The sequence below is a fragment of the Chitinophaga sp. genome, assembly GCF_036569185.1.
GTDB lineage: Bacteria > Bacteroidota > Bacteroidia > Chitinophagales > Chitinophagaceae > Chitinophaga.
On the sequence record NZ_DATCRD010000362.1, the window covers coordinates 1 to 12613 of the forward strand.

The 12613-nt window shown below is 47.5% G+C and carries 10 protein-coding genes; 7 read left to right on the top strand and 3 right to left on the bottom strand.

From position 1 onward, the window contains the following. Positions 1 to 3122 (top strand): DEAD/DEAH box helicase (locus VIM72_RS27565; RefSeq protein ID WP_332006029.1); only part of this gene is annotated, 3122 nt, incomplete at its 5' end. Positions 3123 to 3174: 52 nt separating this feature from the next. Here VIM72_RS27565 and VIM72_RS27570 read toward each other — a convergent pair. Both VIM72_RS27570 and VIM72_RS27575 read right to left on the bottom strand, forming a co-directional pair. Continuing rightward, on the bottom strand, positions 3175 to 3933 hold the full coding sequence (locus tag VIM72_RS27570; RefSeq protein WP_332006030.1) for an SDR family oxidoreductase: 759 nt from the start codon (positions 3931 to 3933) through the stop codon (positions 3175 to 3177). A gap of 10 nt (positions 3934 to 3943) precedes the next feature. Then, positions 3944 to 5662 carry an IlvD/Edd family dehydratase gene (locus VIM72_RS27575; RefSeq protein ID WP_332006031.1) on the bottom strand — a complete coding sequence of 573 codons (1719 nt, stop codon included), beginning with the start codon at positions 5660 to 5662 and terminating at the stop codon, positions 3944 to 3946. Between the two features lie 221 nt (positions 5663 to 5883). Here VIM72_RS27575 and VIM72_RS27580 point away from each other — a divergent pair, with 221 nt between their 5' ends. The 6 genes from VIM72_RS27580 (at position 5884) to VIM72_RS27605 (ending at position 11915) form a co-directional block, all read left to right on the top strand. Next, entirely contained in the window at positions 5884 to 8658 is a 2775-nt protein-coding gene (locus VIM72_RS27580; protein WP_332006032.1) for an outer membrane beta-barrel protein, read from the top strand. A 4-nt stretch (positions 8659 to 8662) separates the two neighbouring features. Further along, complete coding sequence (locus VIM72_RS27585) at positions 8663 to 9439, top strand: GLPGLI family protein (protein ID WP_332006033.1); 777 nt, start codon at positions 8663 to 8665, stop codon at positions 9437 to 9439. Positions 9440 to 9462: 23 nt separating this feature from the next. Then, positions 9463 to 10269 carry a helix-turn-helix domain-containing protein gene (locus VIM72_RS27590; RefSeq protein ID WP_332006034.1) on the top strand — a complete coding sequence of 269 codons (807 nt, stop codon included), beginning with the start codon at positions 9463 to 9465 and terminating at the stop codon, positions 10267 to 10269. Between the two features lie 69 nt (positions 10270 to 10338). Then, positions 10339 to 10788, top strand: coding sequence for a VOC family protein (locus VIM72_RS27595; protein ID WP_332006035.1), 450 nt, complete (start codon positions 10339 to 10341; stop codon positions 10786 to 10788). A gap of 105 nt (positions 10789 to 10893) precedes the next feature. Continuing rightward, positions 10894 to 11160: a hypothetical protein gene (locus tag VIM72_RS27600; protein ID WP_332006036.1), complete on the top strand. Its 267-nt coding sequence runs from the start codon at positions 10894 to 10896 to the stop codon at positions 11158 to 11160. Between the two features lie 239 nt (positions 11161 to 11399). Further along, positions 11400 to 11915: a hypothetical protein gene (locus VIM72_RS27605; RefSeq protein ID WP_332006037.1), complete on the top strand. Its 516-nt coding sequence runs from the start codon at positions 11400 to 11402 to the stop codon at positions 11913 to 11915. A gap of 211 nt (positions 11916 to 12126) precedes the next feature. Here the strand turns inward: VIM72_RS27605 and VIM72_RS27610 are convergent. Continuing rightward, positions 12127 to 12613 (bottom strand): thioesterase family protein (locus tag VIM72_RS27610; protein ID WP_332006038.1); only part of this gene is annotated, 487 nt, incomplete at its 5' end.

Consider the following 12613-nt stretch of genomic DNA (forward strand, 5'->3'; position numbering starts at 1 on the left):
CTATCACTCCTGCTGTTTGCCTGCTGCATTTTCATGCAGGAAGGAAGGAAAAGGGGGAACAGTTGCTGTTGTTGATCCTGGAAAGTGGGGAGAGCAACCTGCTGAGTTACCTGTCGGTATTATGTTTGCAGCTGCTGCACCCAAAAAGTAAATTGTTGCGCACTTTCAGCATTCACGCTGCACGTTTGCTGTCGCTCGGCATGGAACGTCACTACCGGTTACTGACCTACGAATATTTATATTTATTTAAGGAAGATGATTACCAGGGATATGAAAGCATATACCGGGAAGCCGGCGATATTATCACCCATCCGCCGGTATTTTCACAGATGGAGCAAACGCCGGACTGGGAACGGTTACTAAACACCTTACTGGGCGCCGATACTTATCTTACAAAAAAAGAAAAAAATGCGGCCACTTCCCGGTTAATCTACCTGATAGATTTTGACCGGTATAAGATCCAGCCCGTATTACAAACTTCCCAGGGCAATAATACCTGGAGCAGCGGCCGTAATGTGGCGCTGAAAAAACTAAAGGAAGGCAAGGCGGAAGCCATGACAGAACAGGACTTCAGGATAGGCGCCACTGTGCAGAAAGAACATTATTACAATTACGACGGAGAATCCTATTCATTCGCTGAAACAGTATGGGAGGAGATTGCAGGCCACCCCCTGTTGTTTTCTGCAGATGATATTTCTGTTTCCGTTGAGATTATAAAGGCGCAACCGGAGCTGAGTGTTAACAGGACGGGGCATGGCTATACTTTCAGTGCCAATGTACACGATTACGTCAGTGAAACGGTGTTTGTAAAAGAGAGTAATACCCGCCTGAAGATCATTCATCTTACCGCCCAGCAGCGCCGTTTACTGCAAACGCTGGAACAGATCCCTGTAGTGCCCGCAGCGGGTAAAGACAAACTGGTACAGGTATTGAAAAGTATTGGCGCGCACCTCACCATCCATGCCGATATGGGCGATATTGCGAATATCAGCAGGCGCCCTGCCGACAGCCGCATTGTAGTACAACTGCTGCCGCTGGGCGACGGGTTAAAAGCCGGTATTTATGTGAAACCCTTTACCAGCGATCCGCCATATTGCAAACCCGGTACAGGCGCCCACAATATTATTGGCATCAGTAACGGGGAGCGGTGGCAGGCGATCCGCGACCTGGCTAAGGAAAAAGATAATGTAACCACCCTGCTGCATCTCATCCAGGGTGCCATAGACCAGGACCTTTCAGACGATACTATCATCTTTGAAGATCCGCTGGATTGTTTGCAGCTGCTGGAAATAATTTATGAGCATCCCGAACTGGTGAGGGCAGAATGGCCGGAGGGGGAGCGCTACAAAATAAGACAGCAGGCCGGCTTCCCGCAATTGCATATTTCACTGAAAGAAAAAGATCACTGGTTTATGTGCACCGGTGAATTAAAAGTGGACGAAGCTACCGTGCTGGCATTAAAAGATCTGCTGGATACTACCAGAACCGTAAAGAAGAGGTTTATTGCGTTACAGAACGGGGAGTACCTGGCATTAACGGGCGACTTACGCCGGCGGCTAAACGAAATGGCCAGCGTGGCCAATATGGATCGTGATAATGTAAGCATTCAACCATATGCCCTCCCGGTGCTGGACGAGTTATTGGAGCATGCCGGCAGCGTGATTACAGATGCTGCCTGGAAAGCCTTTGTAAATAAAAGGGCTGCTGCCATGGCGCTGGATATAACGGTGCCGGTTACACTCCAGACCACTCTACGGCCCTACCAGGAAGAAGGCTTCCGCTGGATGACCCACCTGGCTGCCTGGGGAGCGGGCGCCTGCCTGGCAGATGATATGGGATTGGGCAAAACTATACAGGCTATTGCATTGCTCCTGCACCGGGCGCCCGATGGCCCGGCATTGGTGATTTGCCCGGCCTCTGTGGTGAATAACTGGAGCAATGAGATCAGCCGGTTTGCGCCTACGCTGAATGTAATATTCCTGCACAACGGCCGCCGCTCAGCCTTAATCAAAGGCGCCGGCCCTTTTGATGTGGTGATCACTACTTATGGATTATTGCAATCAGAAGAAAAACTACTGGCCTCCGTAAAGTGGCCCACACTGGTACTGGATGAAGCGCATATGATCAAGAACTTCCAGACAAAAACTTCCAAAGCGGCCATGTCGCTGCAGGCGGGGTTTAAGCTCATGCTAACGGGAACGCCTATACAAAATCATATGGCAGAGATCTGGAACCTGTTTAACTTCCTCAATCCCGGGTTGCTGGGCACACTGGATCATTTCAACAAACAATTTGTTTTCCCTTCGGTGAGAAACCCGGAAAGTACGGTGAAACAGCACCTGAAAAAACTGATCTCCCCGTTTATATTACGCCGTACCAAAACGGGGGTGCTGGATGAACTGCCGCCTAAAACGGAGATCGTAAAACTGGTGAGCCTCTCGCCGGATGAAGCATCCTTTTACGAAGCCCTGCGCAGGAAGGCGCTGGAAAATATCAAGGCGCAGGAAGGTAGTATGGCGCAGCAGCATATCCGCGCACTGGCGGAAATCAGCCGGTTGAGGATGGCGGCCTGTAACCCGCAGCTGGTGGAGGCCGACGCCGATATCCCATCTTCCAAATTAACTGTGTTCCGGGAAATTGTAGAAGAACTGGTATCAAATAATCATCGCGCGCTGGTGTTCAGCCAGTTTGTAAAGCATCTCGACCTGGTAAGGGCAGCGCTTGATCAGCAGGGGGTTACCTATCTCTACCTGGATGGAAGCACTCCCATACCGCAGCGGGATAAGCTGGTGAAGGAGTTCCAGGCAGGTAGCGGGCAGTTGTTCCTGATCAGCCTGAAAGCAGGGGGATTAGGGCTTAATTTAACAGCAGCAGATTATGTGATCCATATGGACCCGTGGTGGAATCCGGCTATTGAAGAGCAGGCGTCCGACAGGGCGCACCGTATCGGGCAAACCAGGCCGGTCACCATCTACCGGCTGGTAGCGCAGTATACAATAGAAGAAAAGATCATTGCACTGCATAACAGCAAACGGGATCTGGCCGATCAGTTGCTGGAGGGCAGTGATCAGTCGGGGAAGCTGAGTGCAAAGGAACTGCTGGAGCTTATTGCAGAACGGTAGCTCAAAATGATAAGGTGTAATGCCCTGTCAATGAGGTGGTTTTGCCGGCAAATCAAAATGGCGAAGGACTGATGCTGGTCCACCCGCCATCAATAATAAGGCTTTGACCGGTAATATGCCTCGCCTGGTCGGACACGAGGAATAACGCCGCATTGGCAATATCCTGCGTATAGGCAGGGCGTCCCATGGGAGTGAGGTCTGACCATGTTTTTTCATAAGAAGGATCATCCAGCGTACGTTCTGTGAGCGTGGCGCCGGGCGCAATGGTGTTCACTGTAATTTTGAAGGCCGATAATTCAATCACTAAGTTTTTGGCGAGCATTTCCAGTGCTGCTTTACTCATACCATAAGCAGCGAGGTCTTTATGCGCCTGGTGACCGGTTACGGAAGAAGTGAACAAAATGGATCCTCCCCCGGGTTGTTGCTTCATCTGGTTGGCGGCAGTTTGCGCCAGGAAAAAGGTACCGCCCAGGTTAACCTGCATAACACGGTTAAATGCTTCCGGGGTGTAGGTAAAGAAATCACCGAAGAGGGTGATCCCTGCGTTGGCAATGACAATGTCCAGCCGTCCGAATTGTGTAACAGCGGTGCTCACCATTTGCCGGATAAAGCTGATATCGCCGGAATCGCCGGCCAGTGGGATGCAATGCCCCTTTGCGGCGGTAATGGCGGCTGCGGCCTGTTGCGCCAGGGCAGTATCAATATCGTTCAGGATCACGGTAGCTCCCTGTAATGCCAGTTGTTTGCTGATCTCGAACCCGATGCCTTGTCCGGCGCCGGTAACAATAGCTACTTTCTTATCAAATGTCATAAGCTGTTTTTTAGTGTGAGTCCCTGGTTACTTCGCTGCCTGAGCTGCCCTTTAAGAAGTCGAGGTCCGCACCGAGGTGCGCCTGTTCCACATGCTGCTGGTATAGCTGCACATAACCTCTTGCCGATTGCGGGTAAACCGGTTGCCAGGCTGCTTTCCTGCGGGCAATTTCCTCCGGGGAAATGGCGGCCTCCAGTTTGCGCTGCTGTACATCCAGCGTAATCACATCCCCATCGCGGAGAATGGCGAGATTGCCGCCTGCCGCAGCTTCCGGCGATACGTGCAGCACTACGGTGCCAAAGCCGGTGCCGCTCATCCGTCCGTCGGAAATGCGCACCATATCGGTAATGCCCCTGGCCAGCAGCTTTGCAGGCAATCCCAGGTTGCCTACTTCAGGCATTCCCGGGTAGCCCTTTGGCCCTACATTTTTAAGCACCAGCACACTGTTTTCGTCTACATCCAGCGCAGGATCATCGATCCGTTTTTTGTAATCGTCTATGTCTTCAAACACCACTGCCTTACCGGTATGCTTCATCAGGTGCCGGCTGGCAGCCGAGGGTTTGATAACGGCGCCCTGTTCGCAGATGTTGCCTTTCAACACCACGATGCCCGATACGGGATTGAAGGGATTATCTATTGATGAAATCACCTCTTTGTTATAACTGGCAGCACTGGCATAATTTGCTTCAATGGTTTTGCCATTGGCGGTGATACAATCTTTGTGAAGATGATCCAGCAGAGCATTGATCACAGCTGGCAGTCCGCCGGCATAATAAAGATCTTCCATGAAGTAACTGCCGGATGGCTGTAGATTGGCGATCAGCGGGATATTGGCGGAAAAGGTGTCCATGTCCTGCAGGTTCAGCTCCACGCCTATACGGCCTGCAATGGCCAGCAAATGGATCACGAAATTAGTGGAGCCGCCGATGGCTGCGTTTACACGGATGGCGTTTTCAAAAGCTTCCCTCGTAAGGATATCTGTTAATCGTCTGTTTTCCCGGACCATTTTTACGACCTCGCTACCAGACAGGTGCGCCAGTATTTTGCGGGCGGCATCCGGTGCGGGGATCGCTGCGTTCTGTGGCAGCGATAAGCCCAGGGATTCCACCATGCAGGCCATGGTAGATGCGGTGCCCATTACCGCACAATGACCGTCGCTGCGGCACATGCCGGCTTCCGCCATAGCCAGTTCTTCGTTGGTCATCCTGCCCGCTCTTACATCTTCACTAAACCGCCAGATATCGCTGGTACCAATGCTGTTTCCCCTGTGCCTGCCTGTAAGCATGGCGCCGCCGGATACTACAATGGTGGGGATATTCACGCTGCAGGCGCCCATCACCAATGCCGGTGTGGTTTTATCGCAACCGCACAACAACACCACGCCATCAATGGGATTGGCGCGGATAGATTCTTCCACATCCATGCTCACCAGGTTGCGGTACAACATGGCGGTAGGTTTGATCAGGGTTTCACCTAACGACATTACGGGAAATTCCAGCGGGTAACCCCCTGCTTCAATAACGCCCCGCTTCACGGCTTCCGCCAGTTCCCTGAAATGAGAGTTGCAGGGCGTAAGCTCGGACCAGGTGTTACAGATACCTATAACAGGCTTGCCTTCCAGTTCATGTTGGGGAATGCCCTGCTTTTTCAGCCAGGCGCGGTATATAAAACCATCTTTGCCTTCACGGGCAAACCAATTAGCGCTTCTTAATGAGTTTTCGTGCTTCATAACGGGAATAGATAATTTTAAAAATATACAATAAATTATGGATTTCAAAAATGATGATCTTCTCTTACTACCTGTTATCTTTTTATTAATATTCTTTCTCTACATGATAAGTAGGATGTCCATTTAACAGATGTTTATCACACATGGCAACATAAGTTCCCTTTTTATTATGGAATTTTAACTTTATAGCATCTGTACCCAATAACCTGTATACTCCACAAATGAAGAAACTATCCGGATTGATTCTCGGTATGATCATTACGCATTGCTGCCTGGCGCAGCATGCCTCCGTTAAGGGTAATGTATCAGACACGCTTAATCATGTACAGTTATCCAAATCAGTAGTAGCGTTGCTGCAGGCAAAAGACTCCATTTTATATAAGTTTACCAGGAGCGATGAAAAAGGGCATTTTGAATTAACAAACCTCCGGGCAGGGAAATACCTGCTGATGATCACTTATCCTGCTTTTGCCGATTACGTAGAGCCGTTAACATTGTCGGATACCTCAGCGGTGCAGCTGGATAAAATTATGCTGACGCTGAAATCCCGTTTACTACAGGAGGTAGTGATACAGCAAAAAGTAGCCGCTATAAAAATGAAAGGAGATACTACAGAGTTTAACGCCGATAGTTATAAAACTGCTCCCAATGCCTCTGTAGAAGAGCTGTTGAAGAAACTGCCGGGTATACAGGTAAATGGCAAAGGACAAATCACTGCGCAGGGAGAAACGGTAAAAAAAGTATTGGTAGATGGGGAAGAATTTTTTGGAGATGATCCTACACTCGTAACCAAGAACCTGCGGGCAGATATGGTGGATAAGGTGCAATTGTATGATAAGAAGAGCGACCAGGCAGCTTTTACAGGTATTGATGATGGAGAGCGGTCCAAAACCATTAATATCCAGCTAAAGGAAGATAAGAAACGCGGCTACTTTGGAAAAGTGGCGGCAGGCGCCGGGGATAATGGCTTTCACGACAGCCAGGGTATGCTGAATATATTCAGGGGAAAAAAGAAGCTGGCAGCTTTTGGCATTGTGTCCAATACCGGTAAGGTGGGGCTCGACTGGGGCGACCGGGAAAAATTCGGCTCCGGCACCGGGGATATTTCCTTTAATGATGATGGGGATGTGGAATTCAGTTTCAATGGCGATGAGTTGGACAGCTGGGACGGCCGTTACCGCGGAGACGGATACCCTTTGGTGCAAACCGGGGGATTGCATTATTCCGATAAATGGGACAGGGACCGGCAGAACGTGAACGGCAATTACAAAATAATGAAGCTATATATAGATGGAAACAGTGAGAACACGTCCCAGAATATCTTGCAGGATACTATCTATTACAATCATTCCAAAGAAAATTTTCATAACAACATTCTCAGGAACCGCTTGAATGGCAGCTATGAGCGGCAGTTTGATTCTACTTCTTCCATTAAGCTGCAGGTAGATGGGGGCCTGGATCATAAAATATCCAATATGCTCAGCTCCAGCGGCATGGAGCTGAATGATATGGTGGTGAACCGCGGAGAAAGGAAAACATCTAATGTATCGGACATCGGGAGCATGAACGCCAATTTACTATGGCGTAAGAAACTGAAGAAAAAGGGTCGCACGCTTTCCCTGAACCTCGCCGAAAATTATTCCAGGACCAACGGGGAAGGCATGCTGGATGCTTATACAGCATACTATAAACAAGGTAAGCTGGATTCTGTACAAAACACAGATCAGCTTAAAACCACCAATAACGAAAGCATCAGTATTATCAGTAATTTTACTTACACGGAACCTTTGTCGGCAGCATCTTCCCTGTTGTTTAACTATGGCATTAATATAGATAACAATCATTCCAACAGGAACTCCTATAACAAACAAACCGATGGTAAATACAGCGACCTGGATTCTTTATACAGTAACGATTATGCTTTTAATATTTTAACACACAAAGGTGGTATCCGTTATGGCTATACGAAAAATAAGATCCGTATTAATATAGGCGGTAACGTAGGACTTACCAGTTTCAGCCAGAAAGATATGTTCCGGGATAACGAAGTGAAGCGTGATTTTGTGAACTGGTATCCCCGGGCGATGTTCCGGTACAGCTTTTCGCAGCAGCGCCGCCTTACGGTAGAGTACAACGGTTATACCAGCCAGCCTGGCATTGAACAGCTGCAGCCTATCCGTGTGAATGACGATCCGCTCAGGCTCCAGGTGGGTAATCCATCCCTGAAGCCATCTTTCAACAATAATTTCAATATCAATTTCTCGGATTATAAAGTAATGACCGGGAGAAATATATGGGTGTCTTTGTTTTACGGTTCTACCAGCAACGCCATCAGCGACAAAAGCGTGGTAGACACATCCGGTGTAACCACCAGCCAGGCGGTAAACCTGGACGGAAACAGGAGCGGACGGTTTAATTTATATATGGGCTGGAAGATAAGCCCCTGGGACCTTCGGGTAGGGGGCACTTCTAACGGCGGCCTGAACAGGAATGTGAACTATGTGAACGGGTTATTGAATGTCACTAACTCTTCCAATATAGGGATGGGTATTAGTGTGAGTAAGTACAAGGACAAAAAATATGAATACTCCTTTGAGGCCGAAGCTAATTTTAACAACAGCGTATCCTCTGTGAATAAAGCGTTGCGTACACAGTACTGGACCTATAACATTTCACCAAACGTGAGTTTCTTCCTGCCGCTTAAATTTGTACTGCATGCAGACATGAATTACAACATCCGTCAGAAAACGCCGGTGTTTACCACCAATAATAATGTGGCTATCCTGAATGCTTTTGTAGCGAAAAAATTTGGGAAGAAGGAACTGGTGCAGCTTAATTTTTCTATGAATGATATCCTGAACCAGAATATAGGCTTCAGCAGATCAGTGCAAACAAATACCATCAGCCAGCGGACATACAGCACCATTGGCCGTTATGGCTTATTGTCTTTTATCTGGAACTTTAACAAGTTAGGCGCTGGCGCCCCTAAAGAATGATGTTATGAAAAATACCAGTATGAAAATTCGTATGCTCCTGGCCGTTATACTGTTTGCAGTTCTTGCTTTTCCCGCCCATGCGCAGCATACCACTTTTTTAGAGCAGGGCCGGATAGAATTTGAGAAGCGGGTGAACCTCTTTGCCCGCATGGATCAATTGAGTAAAGGAGAGGATAATTCATGGACGGATATGTTGAAGAAGGGAATGTCGCAATACCAGGTCACTTATTTCGACTATTCATTTTCTCATCAGACATCGCTGTATAAGCCGGGGAGAGATAATCCTGATAACAAGAAGCCGATATGGGAATCAGCCCCGGCGGAAGTAAATGTAGTGTATTCCCGGCTGGACAGTATGCAGAGTATTTCACAGAAGCAGGTATTTGAGCAGATGTACCTGGTAAAGGATTCCATGCGGCAGATCCGCTGGAAGATCACTGATGAAACCCGTAACATCGCAGGGTTTGACTGCCGGCGGGCAAATGCCGTTATCATGGATTCTATTTACGTAGTGGCGTTTTATACGGATGCGATTGTTACGCCGGGCGGCCCGGAATCGTTTAGTGGCCTTCCTGGAATGATCCTGGGCGTAGCCCTGCCACATGAGCATATCACCTGGTTTGCTACCAAGGTACTGATAGATGATACCAAAGAAGAGGCGCTGAAGCCGCCGGTAAAAGGGAAGCCTGTAGACAATAAAGGGTTGGCCGAATCCGTTTCAAAAGTACTTGGCAGGTGGGGAAATTACGGAAGTGCGTATATCAGGGCAATTATGTTATAATTGCATATTGATCTGAACGGAGAATGACAGCCATTTCCCATATTCGTACCTCATACGCGCCAGTGCAGCCTTTTGTAGCGCAACCGGAAGAAATGGTGGCGTACCGGGAGTTTTTACCTGACCTCCGGTTGCGGGAGTATGTTTACTGCTACTGGCAACTTAATACCAGACATGCACTAACAGCGCCTTTCCATTATCGGGTGGTGGCGGATGGCTGCATGGATATTTTTTTTGAGCTGCATGATCCGCGGCAGAGTTTTATCATGGGATTCAGTGATGCCTATACCTGTTTTCCGCTGGAAGGAAATTTTAATTATGCAGGCATCCGGTTTTTGCCGGGTATGTTTCCCCGTATGTTCCCGGTCAATGCTGCTGAATTAAGCAGGCAGGCCATTGCCCTGGAATGCGTGATGCCGGAGGCGGCCCGTTTCCTGGCAAACCGGTTTCATGAAGAAACAAGTGCACAACAGTTGAAATTATTGCTGGATAGCTTCCTGCTGGCCCATACCAGTAAAGCGTTACCGGCAGATAACCGTTTGCTGGAGGCGGTGGATCTGATTGTTCAGCAGGCAGGAATGATCACCCTTGAGAAGGATTTGCCTCCGGGAATCAGTTCCCGCCAGTTAAGACGCCTGTTTGAGCACTATATTGGCGATACGCCAAAAGCATTCGGTAAGGTAGTAAGGTTTCAGAAAGTCCTGCAATTCACTCATGCCCATATCCGGAAGAATAAGTCCTACCTCGATGCCGGTTATTATGACCAGGCCCACTTCATCCACGAATTTAAAAGCCTGTATGGTCTTACTCCTGCTAAGGTGTTCCAGAAATAAGTTGTCCGTTTTTTACAATTTATGATTTCGCCGCGGGCTTAACTTTGCTGGCATAAAACTGGAACCTATATGAAAAGAGGGCTGTTAGTATTTATTTTCTTCTTTTTTATATCCAATATTTATTCACAGGCAAAACCCGGCAAAATGAAACTGAATGCAGGTATTATTACTGCTAAATTAGCGGAGAGCAAGAAATTTTATACGGAGATATTAAACTTTGGGGTGTCGTTCGAAAACGAATTTTACCTCTTGCTGCATACACCGGACAAACAGGCGGAGATCAGTTTTTTATTACCAGAGCATGGGTCGCAGCAACCGTTGTTTAAAACAGCCTTTAACGGTAAAGGAGTATACCTGACCATTGAGGTAGATGATGTGGACAAGGTATATGAGGAGATCAAAGCAAAAGGAGTGGAAATAAAGATATCGATCCGCAACGAGCCATGGGGCGACCGGCATTTTGCCATACAAGACCCTAATGGCGTGGGTATAGACGTGGTTACCTATTCCCATCCATGACCTTGTTAACATAATTTTAAGTTAATGAAACCTTAAAAAGGCGGCCCTTGGCAGGATACGGGAACCATTTTTGTTTTCCAACGGTTGAACTAAAAAATTTTAACCATGGCAAAGCAAAGTAAGGAAGCAGTAAAACAAGAAATCCAGGTATTGGCAATTGGCAACTACAAAAGTTATCCTGACGATTACGAAGTAGCATCTGCCACGGTTTCCCGGAATATTGAATCATTGGCGAAAGGTTACTGGGACAGCCGGGAATATAAGGAAGTAGAGCGGGATGAACGACTGGGCATTAATTTGGAAGATTATCAGCATTGGACAAAAGAAGCATATGATGCATTTATGAAATCCAACCAGCAGTCCCTGAATTAGATCCATTCTTTTTTATCGGGCCGCCTAAAAGTACGCTTTCAGGCGGCCTTTTTATTTGGTGTTATCTGCAACCATTTGTAGCCGGATATTGTTTATATAAAACGGTAGATTCATTGCCATAATATAGTGGGCACTACACCTGCTTTTTATTCTACTACACCGTTCCGAGCTGGTGTCCGTTACCCCCTGAATGCAAAGGTTTGTGGTTGAACCTGCCATTAATCCTAAATTTTCAGTGCATGAAAAAGCTTATCTGTTTGTTCATGATCCTGGGTGCTGCCTGGCGGTTAACGGCCCAAATTACGCCCGCAGTAGCTGTTTTGCCCAATGAGGATCTTGTAACACAAATTTTTGGCAAGAACAAAGAATCATTGTTGAATGATTTTTTGAAGATTTCCCCTTTAGAGGAACGGGCGTTTCAATCTGCATTCCTTGAATATGAAACGGAGAAGAGTCCCTGGTTAACGGAGCGTATTGCGTTATTGAAAATGTATAATGAAGAATTTTCTTCTATTGATGAAAAGAAAATGAACTCGCTAACCAGGCAGTTTATTAATAATGACCTGGAGTTCGGGCGGTTACAAATGCGGTATTTCCGGAAGTTTAACAAGTTGCTGGGAGCAACGAGAGCGGCCAAGTTTTTCCAGCTGGACAACTACCTGGAGCAATCCACAAGGGTATACCTGCAGAACCAGCTGCCTTTTATCAAAGAGCTGGAATCCGATAAATTGGCAAAGCCACTTACGGTGAGATAACGGAGCGGATTTTGTCTGACGCGGATTTTGTCTGACTCAGGATTACGCTGATTATACTGATTACCTTGATTGATCACTTTGGATTTTAAAGGATTCCGGGAGATATTAGCGAATATCAGCTTTTATCTCTCAAAAAGCTTTTTAAATCATTTATAAAATCTTAAAATAAATCAGTATAATCAGCGTAATCCTGAGTCAGACAAAATCCGCGCTAGGCTTCTTCTACAAAATCTTCACTACGGGGGATTGCTTTGAATTTTTCCATAAGCTCCGGAGGAAGCCCGGTGAGCTTACGTTTACGGGTGTCTATCCAGGCGCCGTCTACCAGGATAGTGGCGGATTTGGTGCCGTCGCCACGGAAAATTTCGTGTTTAATGGACCAGCGGGAGCCGTCTGGCCGGCACCTGGTCATTTCACAGCTAACCCGTACTTTGTCGTTAGGGCTGATTTCCCGGTGATAAAACAGCTCCTCCCGGAAAAGGATGGGGCCAAGCTGTTGCTGAATAAACTGAACTGCGGTAAGTCCTACCTGCTCCAGGAGGCTTAGCCTCGCCTGTGCGGCAAAGTCGGCATAAGCCGAGTGACGCAGGTGCATATTGGCGTCTATCTGCGACCATAATACTGGTCCTTCAAAGAATATGTTCATATTTAAATTTACGGAAAAGCCCTGTAAAAATGTGACTCTGAACAAGGAGCTT